General features: G+C 70.8%; 9 protein-coding genes. 8 read left to right on the top strand and 1 reads right to left on the bottom strand.

The annotated features are described in order from the left end of the window. Nucleotides 1–148: 148 nt before the first annotated feature. A complete protein-coding gene (locus OHT21_RS17285) occupies nucleotides 149–1,273 on the top strand; it encodes a GuaB3 family IMP dehydrogenase-related protein (protein ID WP_328769218.1) in 1,125 nt (374 codons plus the stop codon). Between the two features lie 726 nt (nucleotides 1,274–1,999). Here OHT21_RS17285 and OHT21_RS17280 read toward each other — a convergent pair. Then, nucleotides 2,000–3,205, bottom strand: coding sequence for a nucleotide sugar dehydrogenase (locus OHT21_RS17280; RefSeq protein ID WP_328769217.1), 1,206 nt, complete (start codon nucleotides 3,203–3,205; stop codon nucleotides 2,000–2,002). A gap of 272 nt (nucleotides 3,206–3,477) precedes the next feature. On the opposite strand from OHT21_RS17280, the gene OHT21_RS17275 reads away from it, so the two are divergent. The 7 genes from OHT21_RS17275 to OHT21_RS17245 all read left to right on the top strand — a co-directional run bounded on the left by OHT21_RS17275 (nucleotide 3,478) and on the right by OHT21_RS17245 (nucleotide 17,269). Continuing rightward, nucleotides 3,478–5,184 carry a glycerol-3-phosphate dehydrogenase/oxidase gene (locus OHT21_RS17275; RefSeq protein ID WP_328769216.1) on the top strand — a complete coding sequence of 569 codons (1,707 nt, stop codon included), beginning with the start codon at nucleotides 3,478–3,480 and terminating at the stop codon, nucleotides 5,182–5,184. A gap of 120 nt (nucleotides 5,185–5,304) precedes the next feature. Further along, nucleotides 5,305–7,602 (top strand): serine/threonine-protein kinase, encoded by a 2,298-nt coding sequence (locus tag OHT21_RS17270; RefSeq protein WP_328769215.1) that lies wholly within the window; start codon nucleotides 5,305–5,307, stop codon nucleotides 7,600–7,602. Between the two features lie 165 nt (nucleotides 7,603–7,767). Next, entirely contained in the window at nucleotides 7,768–10,551 is a 2,784-nt protein-coding gene (locus OHT21_RS17265) for a protein kinase (RefSeq protein ID WP_328769214.1), read from the top strand. A 213-nt stretch (nucleotides 10,552–10,764) separates the two neighbouring features. Then, a complete protein-coding gene (locus OHT21_RS17260; protein WP_328774121.1) occupies nucleotides 10,765–12,465 on the top strand; it encodes a serine/threonine-protein kinase in 1,701 nt (566 codons plus the stop codon). A 136-nt stretch (nucleotides 12,466–12,601) separates the two neighbouring features. After that, nucleotides 12,602–13,810 (top strand): serine/threonine-protein kinase, encoded by a 1,209-nt coding sequence (locus OHT21_RS17255; RefSeq protein WP_328769213.1) that lies wholly within the window; start codon nucleotides 12,602–12,604, stop codon nucleotides 13,808–13,810. Between the two features lie 92 nt (nucleotides 13,811–13,902). Next, nucleotides 13,903–15,603: a serine/threonine-protein kinase gene (locus OHT21_RS17250; RefSeq protein WP_328769212.1), complete on the top strand. Its 1,701-nt coding sequence runs from the start codon at nucleotides 13,903–13,905 to the stop codon at nucleotides 15,601–15,603. 22 nt (nucleotides 15,604–15,625) lie between these two features. After that, nucleotides 15,626–17,269, top strand: coding sequence for a serine/threonine-protein kinase (locus tag OHT21_RS17245; protein WP_328769211.1), 1,644 nt, complete (start codon nucleotides 15,626–15,628; stop codon nucleotides 17,267–17,269). Nucleotides 17,270–17,290 lie beyond the last annotated feature (21 nt).

Here is a 17,290-nt window from a genome sequence, read left to right as displayed (position 1 = left end):
CCTTCGTCGGGCACTCCGCGCTCCCCCACGCTCGACTTCGCTCGCGCGGGGGGACCCCCATGCTCTCTCGACACCGGCCGCGCCCCTGCGGCTCGTGGCGTCGGTGATACTGGAAGACGCTGAAACGAAGAGGGAAAGGCCACAGAACGTGACTGAGATCGAGATCGGGCGCGGCAAGCGCGGCCGCCGGGCGTACGCCTTCGACGACATCGCCGTCGTCCCCAGCCGCCGTACGCGAGACCCGAAGGAGGTCTCGATCGCCTGGCAGATCGACGCCTACCGCTTCGAGCTGCCCTTCCTGGCCGCCCCCATGGACTCGGTCGTCTCTCCGGCCACGGCCATCCGCATAGGAGAGCTGGGCGGCCTCGGCGTACTGAACCTCGAAGGCCTCTGGACGCGGTACGAGGACCCGCAGCCGCTCCTCGACGAGATCGCGGAGCTGGACCCGGACGCCGCGACCCGCCGGCTCCAGGAGATCTACGCGGCTCCCATCAAGGAGGAGCTGATCGGGCAGCGCATCAAGGAGGTGCGCGACTCGGGCGTGGTCACCGCCGCCGCGCTCTCTCCGCAGCGCACGGCCCAGTTCTCCAAGGCCGTCGTGGACGCGGGCGTCGACATCTTCGTGATCCGCGGTACGACGGTGTCGGCCGAACACGTCTCGGGCGCCTCCGAACCGCTGAACCTGAAGCAGTTCATCTACGAGCTGGACGTCCCCGTCATCGTCGGCGGCTGCGCCACATACACGGCGGCGCTGCACCTGATGCGTACGGGCGCGGCCGGTGTCCTGGTCGGCTTCGGCGGCGGCGCCGCGCACACCACGCGCAACGTTCTGGGCATCCAGGTGCCGATGGCCACGGCGGTCGCGGACGTGGCGGCGGCCCGCCGGGACTACATGGACGAGTCCGGCGGGCGGTACGTCCACGTCATCGCGGACGGAGGCGTCGGCTGGTCCGGCGACCTCCCGAAGGCCATCGCCTGCGGCGCCGACGCGGTCATGATGGGCTCCCCGCTGGCCCGCGCCACGGACGGCCCTGGCAAGGGCCACCACTGGGGCATGGAGGCCGTCAACGAAGAGCTGCCGCGCGGCAAGAAGGTCGACCTCGGCACGGTCGGCACGATCGAGGAGATCCTCGCGGGTCCCTCGCACACCCCCGACGGTTCGATGAACTTCTTCGGGGCGCTGCGGCGGGCGATGGCGACCACCGGGTACAGCGAGCTGAAGGAGTTCCAGCGCGTTGAGGTCACGGTGGCGGACTCGCAGCACAAGCGGTGACGTGACGCTGCGCTCGGCTTGAGCGGAGGGAGGGGCTTGGTTGCCTGTGTGGGCGACCGGGCCCCTTTGCTGTGCCCAAGTGGGCTGGTGGGAGCGCGGGTTGTGAGAGGGGGGCGCGTGGTTGCGTTTGGGGCGAATGTGGGCTGAACGGGCGTAGTGGGGCGATAGTGTCCTGTTCGGCGCCCCGGTTCTCTGGGGCGCCCCCTTCCAAGGAGAACGTTTCCGGACCCCGGCCCTCGGGGCCCGGCCCGAGCTCCAATGGACCGTCCACCGGGCTGATGGGCGGCGTCATGGAAGGGGGCGCACCCATGGGTCGTCACCGCAAGCCCACCCGCTGGGACTGTATCCGTCTGCGGATGGTGAAGTGCCGGAGGAGGTGGATCTTGTGGATTTACGGAAGGTGAGCGGCCACCCCCACGAGGACTAGGGGTGGACACTCCGTTCACTTTTCAGGAGCCTGCCGCAGCAGCCACTGCGGTGGGCTCCACCCTTTTGTACGGTACCGGATCCGCCGTCCGGCGGCTCGGCTGCCGGATGTGGTGACCTTGCGGATCTTCGGTTGGAGAGCGGCCACCCCCACGAGAGCTAGGGGCGGACACTCCGTTCACCATCCAGGAGCCTGCCGCAGTGCCACCTGCGGTGGGCTCCACCTGTCCCCACGCTAGCCGCGGACCCGCCCCACCCGCCACCAGCCCCAGACGCACAACCTCCCGCACGCGCCCCCCTTCACAACCGATGCGCCGCCCCCGTAGGCGTAGCCCCCCGCGTATCCAGCAGCAACTGTGCCTTCACCGACAGCCCCTGGAGGTCGTACGTGCGGTGGTGCTGGAGGAGGATCGTCAGGTCGGCGCCGGCGGTGGCCTCGTAGAGGGAGTCCGCGCGGGGGATCGGGTGGTCCAGGACGCTCCAGGAGGGGACGTACGGGTCGTCGTAGGTGATGGCGGCGCCCAGTTCCATCAGTCGGAGTGCGATCTCGCGGGCGGGGGAGCCCTGTTGGTCGGCGTGGTCGGGCTTGTACGTCACGCCGAGGAGGAGTACGCGTGCGCCGCGGGCCGACTTGCCGTGTTCGTTGAGGAGTGTGGCCGCGCGCTGGATGACGTACTGGGGCATGTGGTCGTTGACCTGCTGGGCCAGTTCGACCATGCGCAGGGCGCGGGTTCTGGGGCCCGCGAGGTCCCGGGGGACGGCGTGGCCGCCGACTCCGGGGCCGGGGCGGAAGGCCTGGAAGCCGAAGGGTTTGGTCTCGGCGCAGCGGATTACGTCCCACAGGTCGACGCCCAACTCGTGGCAGAGTACGGCCATTTCGTTGACCAAGGCGATGTTGACGTGCCGGTAGTTGGTCTCCAGGAGCTGCACTGTTTCCGCTTCGCGGGGGCCACGCGCGCGTACCACCTTGTCGGTGAGTCGGCCGTAGAAGGCGGCGGCCGACTCGGTGCAGGCGGGGGTGAGGCCGCCGATGACCTTCGGGGTGTTGGCGGGGGTGTGGTCGCGGTTGCCCGGGTCGACACGGCTGGGTGAGTAGGCGAGGTGGAAGTCGCGGCCCGCGCGCAGTCCGGAACCCTCTTCCAGAAGAGGCCGCAGGAATTCCTCCGTGGTCCCCGGGTACACGGGGGATTCCAGGATCACCGTGGTGTGCGGACGCAGCCATGTGGCCAGGGTGCTCGCGGCGGCGGTCACCTGGGACAGGTCCAGGCCGCCGTCCGCGCCGCGGGGAGTGGGTGCGCAGATGACGGCGGTGCGTACGCGGCCGAGTTCGGCGGGGTCGGTGGCCGGGCGGAAGCCTGCCGCGAGCATCCGGCGCAGTTCGGCGGCGGACAGCGGTGCGGGGTCGCCGCTCTGGTAGCCGAGCGTGGGGATGCCGGCGGTGGCGGCGGCCTGGGCCAGGGGCAGGCCGAGCTGGCCGAGGCCGATGACGGCGAGATCTGCGGGCATGGCGGTGGGCCGTCCTTCCCAATAGCCGAGGCGGGACAACGGCGCAAGCCCTGTGGACAGAACGGGCGAGCGCAATGTCAGACTAGGAGTAAATATGACCGATTTGCGGGATTGGCCGGTGGTGATTCCCTGCGAGTCGCCGAGGGTTGTCCACAGGCTGGCGGTGGGTGGTGGCCGAAGTCGGGGAAGGCCGTCAGACTTTGAGCGTGGGGGATGCGGACCGAGCCTCGCCGAACAGATGAGGCCAGCTCGACGAACAGCGGGAGGCAGCGGTGAGGACAGCGGCACTGGGACCGGCGGAGCGCGCCGAGTCACTCGCATCGATGGCCGAGCATGAGCTGGATCTGCTGGTTGTGGGCGGTGGTGTGGTCGGCGCGGGCACCGCGCTGGACGCCGCGACCCGCGGGCTGTCCACCGGCCTGGTCGAGGCGCGTGACTGGGCGTCGGGCACGTCGAGCCGGTCGAGCAAGCTCATACACGGCGGACTGCGCTATCTGGAGATGCTCGACTTCGCGCTCGTACGCGAGGCGTTGAAGGAGCGCGGACTGCTGCTGGAGCGGCTGGCGCCGCACCTCGTCAAGCCTGTGCCGTTCCTCTATCCGCTGCAGAACAAGGGATGGGAGCGGTTGTACGCCGGATCGGGCGTCGCGCTCTACGACGGCATGTCGATGGCGCGCGGCCATGGACGCGGACTGCCGATGCATCGTCACCTGACCCGCCGTAGTGCTCTGCGTGTGGCGCCCTGCTTGAAGAAGGACGCCCTGGTCGGGGCACTGCAGTACTACGACGCGCAGATGGACGACGCCCGCTATGTGGCAACCCTGGTGCGCACGGCGGCGGCGTACGGCGCGAAGGTCGCCAACCGTGCGCGGGTGACCGGCTTCCTGCGCGAGGGCGAACGGGTTGTCGGTGCCAGGGTGCAGGATGTGGAAGCGGGCGGGGAGTACGAGATCCACGCCAAGCAGGTCGTCAACGCCACGGGGGTGTGGACGGACGACACCCAGGCGCTGGTGGGGGAGAGGGGGCAGTTCCACGTACGGGCGTCCAAGGGCATCCATCTCGTCGTGCCGAAGGACCGGATCCACTCGACTACGGGTCTGATACTGCGGACCGAGAAGTCCGTGCTGTTCGTGATCCCGTGGGGGCGGCACTGGATCGTGGGCACGACGGACACCGGCTGGGACCTGGACAAGGCGCATCCCGCGGCGTCCAGTGCGGACATCGACTATCTCCTGGAGCACGTCAACTCCGTGCTGGCGGTGCCGCTTTCACGCGACGACGTGCAAGGGGTTTACGCGGGGCTGCGGCCGCTGCTGGCCGGGGAGTCGGACGCCACCAGCAAGCTGTCGCGCGAGCACACGGTGGCGCATCCGGTGCCGGGGCTCGTGGTCGTGGCGGGCGGCAAGTACACGACGTACCGCGTGATGGCCAAGGACGCGGTGGACGAGGCGGTGCACGGCCTCGACCAGCGCGTCGCCGACTGCGTCACCGAGGACATCCCGCTCATCGGCGCCGAGGGGTACCGGGCGCTGTGGAACGCGCGGGCGCGCATAGCCGCGCGGACCGGGCTCCATGTGGTGCGCGTGGAACACCTGTTGAACCGGTACGGGGCGCTCGCCGAGGAGGTGCTCGACCTCATTGCCAAGGACACCTCGCTGGGTGAGCCGTTGCCGGCCGCCGAGGACTATCTGCGGGCCGAGATCGTTTACGCCGCCTCGCACGAGGGGGCGCGGCACCTGGACGACGTGCTGACCCGGCGTACGCGCATCTCGATAGAGACGTTCGACCGCGGGACGCGCAGCGCGCGGGAGGCCGCGGAGCTGATGGCGCCGGTGCTCGGCTGGGACAAGGACCAGATCGAGCGTGAGGTGCAGCACTACGAGAAGCGGGTGGAGGCCGAGCGGGAGTCGCAGCGGCAGCCGGACGACCTGACGGCCGACGCGGCACGGCTGGGGGCGCCGGACATCGTGCCGCTGTAGCGCGGCGTTCTCGCGGGGGTTGCGGATGGCGCATTCCGCTTGTGGGCACCCTGGGCGCTGACTGGTCGTCGGGTGAGGGACAATGGAGGCTCTGTCGGGGCGGGTTGCATGAGGGGACGCATGTCGGAGCCGGAGCGGGACGGGACATCTCGTCAGGACAAGGATGAACGTCTCCTCGCCGGTCGGTACCGGCTGGGGGAAGTCCTCGGCCGCGGCGGCATGGGCACCGTGTGGAGAGCCAAGGACGAGACGCTGGGCCGGACGGTCGCCGTCAAGGAGCTGCGCTTCCCGTCGAGCATCGACGAGGACGAGAAGCGGCGGCTGATCACGCGCACCCTGCGTGAGGCCAAGGCGATCGCGCGGATCCGGAACACCGGCGCGGTGACGGTCTTCGACGTGGTCGACGAGGACAACCGGCCGTGGATCGTGATGGAGCTCATCGAGGGCAAGTCGCTCGCCGAGGCGATCCGTGAGGACGGGCTGCTCACCCCGAAGCGCGCCGCGGAAGTCGGTCTCGCCGTTCTCGACGTGCTGCGTGCCGCGCACCGTGAGGGCATCCTGCACCGTGACGTGAAGCCGTCGAACGTGCTCATCTCCGAGGACGGCCGGGTCGTGCTCACCGACTTCGGTATCGCGCAGGTCGAGGGCGACCCGTCCATCACCTCGACCGGCATGCTCGTCGGCGCGCCCTCCTACATCTCGCCCGAGCGGGCGCGCGGCCACAAGCCGGGCCCCGCCGCCGACCTCTGGTCGCTCGGCGGCCTGCTGTACGCCTCGGTGGAGGGTGTGCCCCCGTACGACAAGGGCTCCGCCATCGCCACGCTCACCGCGGTGATGACCGAGCCGCTCGAACAGCCCATGAACGCGGGGCCGTTGGAGAAGGTCATCTCCGGGCTGCTCGTGAAGGACCCCGAGCAGCGGCTCGACGAGGCGGGTGCCCGGGCGATGCTCACCGAGGTGATCCATGCGCCCGAGCCCAAGGAGACCGAGCCCGAGCCGGAACCGATGGAGGCGACCAAGGTCGTGCCTCTGCCGGACGTGCCGGAGGCCCCCTCGAAGAACTCGAAGAAGAGGAGTTCGGGCGATGGCGCCGGGAGCCGGCCGGGCAAGGCGAGTAAGAAGGGCGAGGAGGCGGCCGAGCGGTTGCTCGGGGCGTTTCGTTCCGTACGGAAGAGTGCTGCCGCTTCGGCGGGGGCGGCCTCGGCGGCGGTGGCCGGGGTGCGCGGGAAGTCGGACGGTTCGGGTAAGGACTCCGCCGGCTCCAACGGCTCCGTAGGCTCCACTGAGTCCGCTGACTCCACCGAGTCCGCCGGCTCGGATCAGGCCCCCGAGTCCGCGGGCTCCGCTGAGTCCGCAACCTCTGCCGAGCGTGCCGACTCTGCCGAGTCCGCCGCATCCAAGGGTTCCTCGGGTTCCTCCGCGGAGGGCGCGGCTGCTGCGAGCGAGAAGGCGTCCGGCGGAGAGAAGGCCGTCGGCGAGAAGCCGGCCGGGGGGAAGGCCGAGGCCAAGGCCGAAGTATCCGCGAAGGACGGTGAGAAAGTCGCCGTCGGGCTGAGCTCCGCCGAAACGAATTCCCCCGGAGCGAACACCCCTGCGGCGAGCGCGACTTCGGGGGCAGGGGGTGGGACGACGTCGCCCACCACCCCCCGGGCGCCGCTCAGCGATGTGGTGTCGCGGCGGACGTTGATGATCGTCGCGGTGGTCGTGGCGCTCGCCGTGCTCGGCACGATTCTCGCGGTTGTGCTGGACGGCGACGGCGATGCCGGAGCCCAGGGCAACAAGGGCGGAGGCGACAAATCTGCGTCCAGTGGGGCGAACGCCGGGAGCGACACCAAGCAGGACGAGAAGGACGGTACGGGCACGGACGGCGGCGAAAAGCCGGAGTCCGCTGCCGGAGCTTCCGGAAACCCGAGCACGGGAAGCACGCCGAGCCCGACGCCGAGCGGGTCCGGTGGGGCGAACGAAGGCGGCGGGGGCTCGAAGGACGTCGCCACGTCGACGCACAAGGGGAGCCAGGGGTACTCGATCGGGCTGCCGAAGGGGTGGAAGTACCAGTCCACGAGCGCGAGCGGGGACAGGTTCGCCGGCCCTGACGGGCAGGAGCTGCTGGTCGCCTGGACGTCCACGCCCAAGGACGACCCCGTGGCGGACTGGAAGAACCAAGAGCAGTTCATGCAGCGGTCGCAGTACCAGCGGATCCGCATCGAGAAGGTCGGCTATCGCGGCTGGAACACGGCCGACTGGGAATTCACGTTCACGGAGGGCGGGACAAAGTACCGCTCGATCGACCGCGGGTTCGTGGTCAACGAGCAGCTCGGTCACGCGCTGATGTACACCGCGAAGGATTCGGCGTGGGGCAGCGATCTTCGCAGAGACACCTGGCAGACACTCACGCGGACGTTCCAACCGAAGGCCTGAGGGATACAAGAGGGATACGGGAGTCTTGAGATCTCGCATCCCCTCACTGCGAGTTGCCTCCGGCACGTATCGTGAGTGGTTGCGGACCGTACGCAGCCGGATATGCGGCCACAACGGGACGCATGACGAACGGATTTGACCGACCGGGTGGCCGGGGGAGGCATCGTGGACGACTATGCGGGGCGGGTACTCGCCGACCGCTACCGCCTTCCGCTGCCGCCCTCGGACGAGTACGAATTCGCCGAGAGTCGGGCCTTCGACACCTACAGCGGGCAGGAAGTGCTGGTCAGGCAGGTGCCGTTGCCCGAGGTCGTCGAGGCGGAGGTGATCGACGCCGACGGCCTGCCCGACGGTTTCGTGGCGCGGGACGGCGGGGCGCGGCGATCGGCCGCGCGGCCCACGCGGCGCCCCACCGAGCCCGCCGTGCGCCGGGCGATCGAGGCCGCGCAGGCGGCGGCGCAGATACCCGACCATCCCCGGCTCGACCAGGTCTTCGACGTGTTCGCCGAGGGTGGGTCGCTGTGGATAGTGAGCGAGCTGGTGCCCGCCCGGCCGCTGGCGGCGCTGCTCGCGGAGCGCCCGCTGAGTCCGTACCGGGCCGCCGAGGTCGCCGCCGACGTGCTCACCGCGTTGCGGGTACTGCATGCGCACGGCTGGGTGCACCGGAACATCACGGTGCGTACGGTGCTGGTCTGCGACGACGGCCGGGTGATGCTCACGGGGCTCGCGGCCGGGGCGGCCGAGGAGGCGCTGTGCGGCTACGACCCGGTGCCGGTTGCGGAGGGTGAGCGCGACGGGGGCCCTGAGGGGGCCGATTCCGGTTCCGCTTCCGGAACGGCCGCGGGTTCGACGGGGTCGGGTGCGCAGGGCCCGTACGGACCATCCGGTCAGCCCGGACAGCATGGGCTTGGTCAGTCGGGTCAGCCCGGACATCCCGGTCAACCTGGTCAGTCGGGCAGCCCCGGTCACTACGGCTCGCCCGCTGTTCCTCACACCCGCGTCCCCGGTGGCGACCGGTCCGCCGTAGAGGCGGCGCCCGGCGGTCATGGAGCCGTGGCGCCTGTCGCGCAGCCCCCGGTCGCGGGGCGGCGGGCGTTGGAGCCGACCAATGACGTGCGGGCGGCCCGGGCCGGAGCCATCGCGGCCTACCGCGCCGGTGCGCGGGCCGCGGCGCGCGTACACGAGGAGCAGCGGGACGGACAGCACGGGCAGCACGGACGGCACGGAGAGAACCCAGCGTTGCCCGGCCCGCGGCCTCGACCCTCCGCCGACGGTGACGCCGAAGCCGGGCAGACCTCCGCGTACGGCGTGGAGCACTCGGCGCCGCCCGGCCAGATCGCCGACCCGTACGGAGTGGGCGGGCCGAACCCCTGGCACGGCGCCGTCCCGCGCGCAGGCGCCCCCGCGCTTCCCGGCAACGGCCAGGGCCAGGGCCAGGGACGCCCCGCGCTCCCGGGCCAGGCGAACGGGGCTGGAACGGGCATACCGGGCAACGGATTTGGCGCTTCGGGCACAGGAACCGACGTACCGGCGAGCGGAGCCGCCCTCGAGGCAAGGGGCATACCCACCCAGCCCACCGACCACCACATCGATCCCCAGGCCCCTGACCAGCAAACCTCCTCCGAGCCCACCCGCTGGACCCACCTCGTCCCCGAGCGTGCCCCCCACCGAGGCCCCACCACCGCCCTTGCCGCCGAGCGCGCCCGTCAGGCCCGTATGGCCGTCGTGGGACCGGTCACCGAGCGTTGGGCGCCTGAGCAGGCCGGACCGGTGCACGAGAACTGGCAGTTGGCCGCGCCGATCGGGCCCGCGACCGACCTGTGGGCGCTGGGCGCGCTGCTCTTCCGGGCCGTGCAGGGGCATGCGCCGTATCCGGAGGAGAACACCGCCGAGCTCGTGCAGCTGGTCTGCGCGGAGCCGCCTGCCTTCGCGGAGGAGTGCGGGCCGCTGAGGCCGGTCGTGGAGTCGCTGCTGCGTCAGGACCCCACCGAGCGGCTGGACTTCGAGGAGCTGCGCGGCTGGCTGCGTTCGCTCGTACGGTCGGCGCCCGAGCCGGAGGCGGGGACGCATGTGGTGGCGGCGCCGCCGTTGGATGCGACGCGCCTGCCCGTCGTACGCCGCAGGGGCGAGATCGTCCGCAAGCGTCGCGCGGGCTTGCCCGATCGGCAGGCACGTCACAAGCGGCAGGAGAAGGCGCCGAAGCCCCGCCGCCTGGGCCGCACCCTGCTGTTACTGATCCTTCTGGCGCTGGCCGCGGCCGTGGCGTACGCCATGGTGTTCATGCCCAAGGCCGAGCCCGACGCGAGCAGCAGTGTGCAGCCAGGCGCCGCCGGGCCCGGACCCGCGGCCTCGTCCGACACCGACCCGAACCCCGGCACGGACGGGAACGCGGGCACGGATCCGGGGTCCGACGAGACCCCGAGCAGCACGCCGAGCAAGGAGAACACCCCCAGTCAGTCGTCCAGTTCCGGCACGCAGACCACGGGACCCGAGCTGCCGCAGGGCTTCACACTGCGTAAGGACTCCGAAGGCTTCAGCGTCGCGGTCGCGCGCGGCTGGGATCGCACGCCCAAGAACGGGAGTGGTCAAGTCATCTATTCCCAGGGCAGATTCGAGCTGCTGATCGTGCCCGGGCGCGACACCGCCAGTGAATACGGCGACGATCCGATGACGTACCAGCGCGAGGAGGAGCGCGAGTTGCAGCCGTTCCGTGACTCGACCTGGGCCACGTCCAGCGGGATGCGCCGGATCGACGTGGGCGGACGGACCATGGCCGAGGGCCAGTTCACCTGGCAGGACGCCGAAGGGCGCGAGATCTATGTACGCAATCTCGCGATCCTCGCCGACGGCCGTTACCACGTGGTGCAGTTGCGCGGTCCGGAGGCCGAGCGGGACGAGGTGACGCGGCTGTTCGAGCAGGCGTCGGCCACCTATCAGATCACCGGCTGACGGTACGGAGGACAGGTCACCTGTTGAGGGCACGGGGCCCCGGCCGGATCGCCCCACCAGTCCGCCGGTTACTGCCAGTTCCTGCAGCCCCGTCCTTTACGTACAAGGCTCAACCGTCACAGTGCGGTACCGAGTGCCCGTGCCGGTTCCCCTGTTCGAGGACCGGTCCCTAGTCTGGGCCTGTCAAGAGCATTGCGGGGAAACGTGAATCAGATGCAGGGCGCTCTCCTCTCGGATCGCTACCGGCTCGTCGACTCCATCGGGAGCGGCGGCATGGGCCGGGTGTGGCGCGCGCATGACGAGGTGCTGCACCGTGCGGTCGCGATCAAGGAGTTGACGGCCGCGCTGTACGTGTCCGAGGGCGATCGGGCCGTACTGCTCGCCCGTACCCGGGCCGAGGCGCGTGCGGCCGCGCGGATCAACCACTCGGCCGTCGTCACGGTGCACGACGTGCTGGAGCACGACGGCCGGCCATGGATCGTGATGGAGCTGGTCGAGGGCCACTCGCTGGCCGACGCGGTGAAGGATTCGCAGCGCGTCGAGCCCCAGGAGGCGGCACGGATCGGGCTGTGGGTGCTGCGTGCGCTGCGGGCCGCGCACTCGGCGGGCGTACTGCATCGCGACATCAAGCCCGGCAACGTACTCCTCTCCCGAGATGGCCGTGTCCTGCTCACCGACTTCGGTATAGCGCAGGTGGAGGGGGACACGACGATCACGCGGACCGGCGAGATCGTCGGCTCGGTCGACTATCTCGCGCCCGAGCGCATTCGCGGCCACGATCCCGGCCCCGCCTCCGACTTGTGGGCGCTCGGCGCCACGCTCTACACGGCGGTCGAGGGCAGGTCGCCGTTCCGGCGGACCACACCGCTGACCACCATGCAGGCGGTGGTCGACGAGGAGCCGGGCGAGCCGCAGAACGCGGGCCCGCTCGCCCACGTGATCAACGCCCTGCTGCAGAAGGATCCGGCCGACCGGCCCGACGCGGCGCAGGCCGAGCAGATGCTCGCCGAGGCCGCCGAGGGGCGCAGGCCGAGCGCGGCCGAGGACCATGTGCCGACGGTGCACATCTCGAATGCCCCGACCATCAGCGGCACTTACGGCATCGATGGCCGGCCGGCGCCCGATCCGGCCGCCGCCACCTCGAACCACCCGACGAGCCACACTCCGAACCACCCGTCGAACCATCCGGCGAGCCACGCCCCGAACCACCAGCCGCACCATCCGACGTACCAACCGCCGTCGGGACAGGCCCGCACGCGAGGCCGCCGCCGTGGCCGCACCCTCGCCCTCGTCGTGGTCCTGGCCGCGCTCGTCGGCGGAGGCGGTGCCGCGGTGATGCGGTACGCGGACGAGTGGCGGTCCTCCGGCGCGTCGTCCTCGTCTTCCGAACCCGTGAAGCCCTCGCCGGAGGCCGGGGACAAGGCGCCCTCGGACGGTGTCCCGGACAGCTGGGTGCGGGTCGACGATCCGAAGGGGTTCAGTCTCGCTCTGCCGAGCAAGGCCTGGAAGCGGAAGACGGTGGACGACTTTCAGGTCGACTACACGCCCGACGGCGGCAAACACTTCGTCCGCATCGCCGTCGACCAGTCCCCGGACTTCCCCACGCCGTACGAGCATCTGCTCGATCTGGAGCAGCAGTTGCAGCAGCGGCTGCTCGACTACCGGCAGGTCAGCCTGGAGGAGAACGTGTTCCGCGACCGTCCGGGCGGCCTGTGGGACTTCACCTGGACGGCGGTGGCGAAGGACACCCCGTTCCCCGGTCCGCGGCGGGCCATCGAGGAGATGTATCTCAGCCGTGACGGCATCGAGTACGCGATCTACGTGTCGGCGCCCGCGGCGGACTGGGAGCAGGCCCGCCGTCAGTTCGACAACATCCTGAGGGGCTGGCGGCCCACGGCGGACACGGCCGGCTGAGCCCGCACGACGCCAGGCCGGCCCAGCGACCCGCCGCCGGCCTCGGTACCCACCGGTCCCTGTCAACCGTCGCGCTTCGGCCACCCGGCCTCCGGGCCCCCTAGCAGGCGCTCACCTGTGGGGCATGATGGGGCGCATGGGGACCGAGGGGGAGAACCTCCGTGTCATCGCGGGTCGTTACCGGCTTGAGAACTCGGTCGGCCGGGGCGGCATGGGCGTCGTATGGCGGGCCACGGACCTGTTGCTCGGCCGGCAGGTCGCGGTCAAGGAACTCGCAGTCGACCCGTCGCTCCCGGCGGAGGAGTCCCGCTCGCAGCGCGAGCGCACCCTGCGGGAGGCGCGGGCCGTCGCACAGCTCGAGCACCCGAACATCATCGTGGTGCACGACGTGGTCGAGGACCACGAACGCCCCTACATGGTCATGGAGTTGATCGAGGGCAGCTCCCTCGCCGACCGGATCGCCGCACACGGGCCCGTCGACGCGACCGAGGCCGCGCGGCTGGGCATCGCCCTGCTCAGTGCGCTGCGCAGGGCGCACGGCGCGGGCGTGCTGCACCGTGATCTCAAGCCCGCGAACGTCCTCGTCTCCGACGACGGCCGTGTCGTGCTCACCGACTTCGGGATCGCCCGGGTCGCGGGCGCGCCGACGCTCACGGAGAACGGGGCGTTCGTCGGCTCGCCCGAGTACACCGCGCCCGAGCGCATGTCCGGGGCCAGGACAGGACCCGAGTCCGACCTGTGGTCGCTCGGCGCGCTGCTGTGCACGGCGCTGAGCGGTGAATCGCCGTTCCACCGCGACTCGTTGGGCGGCATTCTGCATGCGGTGGTCGCCGCCGAGATCCATCCGCCGGACCAGGCCGCGCCGATCCTGCCCGTCGTACGAGGGCTCCTGGAGCGGGATCCCGACCGGCGCCTCGGTTCCGCGGAGGCGGAGCAGATGCTGCGGGCGTTTCTCGACACGGGCCGTACGCCACCGGTGCCGCCAGGCCCCGCGCCGGCGCGGCGGGACGTATCGAAGCGGCAGCCGGTGACCGCGCAGCCCCGGATCCCCTCGCCCTCGCGGCCGTTGCCGTCGAGGCTGCCGGCCCGGAGCGCGCTGATCGCGGCCGCGCTGGTCGCCGCGATGGCAGGGGCGGGGGTGTCGGCCGCCGCGTTGCTGATGAGAGGTGGCGGGGACGGTGACCGTACGCCGGCGCCCACGAGCTCGGCGCCCGAGACGAGCCCCGGTACGAGTCCGGGTACGAGTGCGCCGGCGAGCCCCACGCCCTCGGCGACCGGCACGCGCTCGCCGACGTCCAGCGTGGACACGACTCGGTCGCCGGACCGGCCGCCCAGAATCCCGTAAAGGGGATATAAGGAACGTCGTGGGTCACGGGTCTGTGACCGGTGGGCATCAGGGGTGGAAGCTCGCCATCTGGCGCGATAGAGATGGGTCCTATGAGCAACAGCGGGGGAGCCCCTTACGGGTCGAATGAGCCAACAAGTTTTGGTCTGCAACCGCCGCAGCCGGGTATGCCAGGACAGCAGCCCGGTGTGCAGCAGCCCGTCGGCGTCCCGTACCCGGGCAACCCGTACGCGGCTCCGCACGCGGCGCCCACCCAGGTCGTGCCCGATCAGCACGTTCCGCAGGTGCCGCAGGAGCCCGGCACCGGACGCCTGATCGCCGGCCGTTACCGGCTGCTCGGCAAGCTCGGCCATGGCGGCATGGGCACCGTATGGCGGGCCAAGGACGAGACGGTGGACCGTGAGGTCGCCGTCAAGGAGCCCCGCGTACCGGATCACCTTCCCGAACGCGAACGTGCCAACGCCTTCGAGCGCATGCGTCGCGAGGCGCGCGCCGCCGCTCGGCTCGACCACCCGGCTGTCGTAAACGTGCATGACGTCGCGGTGGTGGACGGCCAGCCGTGGATCGTGATGGAGCTGGTGCATGGACGTTCGCTCGGCGCCGCGCTGCAAGAGGGCACGCTCGGGGTGCGCGAGGCGGCGAAGATCGGCCTCGACGTCCTCGGCGCGCTGGAGGCCGCGCACGCCGCAGGCATCCTGCATCGCGACGTCAAGCCCGACAACGTGCTGCTCGGCCCGCACGGCCGCGTCGTCCTCACCGACTTCGGCATCGCCCAGATCGAGGGCGAGACCAACCTGACGGACACCGGCGGCTTCGTCGGCTCGCCCGAATTCATCGCGCCCGAGCGGGTATTGGGGCAGCGGCCGGGCCCCGCCTCCGACCTGTGGTCGCTGGGCGTCGTCCTGTACGCGGCCACCGAGGGCGTCTCACCCTTCCGCCGCACCAACACCCCCGCCACCCTCCAGTCCGTCCTCAACGCCACGCCGGCCGCACCGAATGCGGCGGGGGGCCCGCTCGCCGACGCCATCAACGCCCTGCTGAACAAGGACCCGGCCCGTCGTCCGAACGCCGCCCAGGTCCGCCAGCTCCTGGCACAGGCCGCCCAGCCGCACCAGGAGACCAAGGTCGTCCAACTCGCGTCCCCCGGCGGCAAGTCGCTACGCATCGGCCGCAAGGGGTGGATCGGGGTCGCGACGGCGCTCGTTGTGGCGACAGCGGTCACCGCTTTCCTGCAGATGGGCAACCCGTTCGCGGGGCCGTTGCCGGACGGCTGGAAGACGCACAAGGAGAAGGACGTGGCGGCGACGCTGGCCGTGCCCCCGGACTACGTGCGGGGCCTGCCCGACCGCGCCACGGACAAGACCCACTGGGTCACGTACACGGACCCGAGTTACTCCGTCTCGATCGGCCTGTACCTGTACAAGAAGTCCGAGGACAGCCTCAACGAGATCGCGGGCACCGCCAGTTCGGAGGCGTACCAGGACGCCGACGCCATGGAGAAGGTGGACGACAGCGCGTTCAGCAACATGGCGGAGTCGCCCGCGCCCAAGGCAGAGACCACCGAGACGTCGTACAAGGAAGGCAAGGCGGCGGAGAACGTCGTCACCTACGTCGACGACCAGACGGACTCCGACACGCCCCGCCCGCGCGAGGCCCGCATCTTCTACTACAAGACCAAGTCGGGCGACCTCTACAAGCTGTGGATCGACTATCCCGGCAAGGGCGACTTCACGGAACGCGGTCGCGAAGTGGCCGAAACCGCCATCGCGAATCTCGACGTCGACAAGCCCTGAGGCCGCACGATACTGATGGTGCATGACAACTGAGGAGGGTCGGCTGATCGGTGGCCGCTACCGGTTGGCCGAGCGCATCGGCTCCGGCGGCATGGGCACCGTATGGCGTGCCGTGGACCAGCTCGTGGAGCGCGAAGTCGCCGTCAAGCAGCCGCGGTTGCCCGGGGATCCCCGGGACGGCGCCCACCAGCGCGCCGCCAATCGCCTCTACCGCGAGGCGCGGGCCGCCGCGCGGGTCGACCACCCCGCCGCCGTCGCCATCCATGACGTGGTCGTCGAGGACGGACTGCCGTGGATCGTCATGGAGTTGATCCGGGGCGAGTCGCTGGAGGACGTACTACGGCGCGGTCCCCTCAAACCGGCCGACACCGCGCGCATCGGGTTCGCGGTCGTCGGCGCGCTGCACGCCGCGCACTCCGTCGGGATCGTGCACAGGGACGTGAAGCCCGCCAACGTGCTGCTCGGCTCCCACGGCCGCGTCGTCCTCACCGACTTCGGCATCGCGCATATCCAGGGCGAGGAATCCCTCACCGCCAGCGGCGAGTTCGTCGGCTCGCTCGAGTTCATCGCGCCCGAACGCATGGCGGGCCAGGGCGCCGGACCCGCCTCCGACCTCTGGTCCCTGGGCGTTCTGCTGTACGCCGCCGTCGAGGGCTGGTCCCCCTTCCGCCGTACGGCCGTGGAGTCCACGCTCGCCGCGATCCTGTCCGACGAGCCGCCGGAACCGCGGCAGGCCGGGGACCTCGCGCCACTGATCACCCAACTGCTGGCCAAGGACCCAGGACAGCGACCGGACGCCGCGAAGAGCGCGGCGGTGCTCGAGGCGGTAGCCGAGGGCTGGACCGTGCCCGTCCTCACCAACCCGCCGCGGCGGCCCCAACCCCCTTACGCCTCACCGCAGTTCGCGGGCTACTCCGAGACCGTACAGGCCGGACTGCCGCATCCGGACATGGCACGAACCGAGACTGCTGGAGCCCCGCCCGCCGGATCCGTGCCGTCCCCGACGGCGCCGGACCATCACTCCTTACGCCGACGACGCCCCAGCTTTCGTCTCCTCGCTGCCTCCGTCGCCGGTGCCGTTCTCCTCAGCGGCGGCATCTGGCTCGGGATCTCCTTCCGGGGCGGCGACCCGAGGGCGGAGGCGCAGAACCGCGGAGCCACCCCCTCGGCGTCCGCCTCCCCTTCGGCCAGGACCGTGAACGGCTGGACCATCCATCCGGAGAAGGACATGGACGCCATCGTGTCCGTACCGGCCGGCACTCCGCTGACCGACCGCGACGACTCCGGCGCCGACCGCCGTAACCCCTCCCGCTCGGTGATCTACGGCGACAAGACCGTCGAGCTCCGGCTGACCCGCGAGGACGCTGTGCCGACGCCCATGGACTCCTGGGCGGAAGAGGTCACGCTCTCCTACGCCGACGACTTCGCGAAAACGCTGTCCGAACCCACCACGTTCCACGGCTACGAGGCGAGGTTCCTCGACACCGAGTACGAGGTGAAGGAAGAGAAGTACCGCGTGATGCAATTGCTGATCGCCACGGACGCCAAGGAGTACTACGAGCTGCGCGTGGACATGCCGAAGGGCGCGAAGGACGAGAAACGCGGCGCCTCGTTGTTCGAGGGCGCGCGTGATCGCCTCAAGGTCGGCAAGTCGATGGTGGGCTAACGTCCTGATCAGGGCATTTCC

Source organism: Streptomyces sp. NBC_00286 (assembly GCF_036173125.1).
Classification (GTDB): Bacteria; Actinomycetota; Actinomycetes; order Streptomycetales; family Streptomycetaceae; genus Streptomyces.
This window is presented reverse-complemented; position numbering and strand designations above follow the sequence as displayed.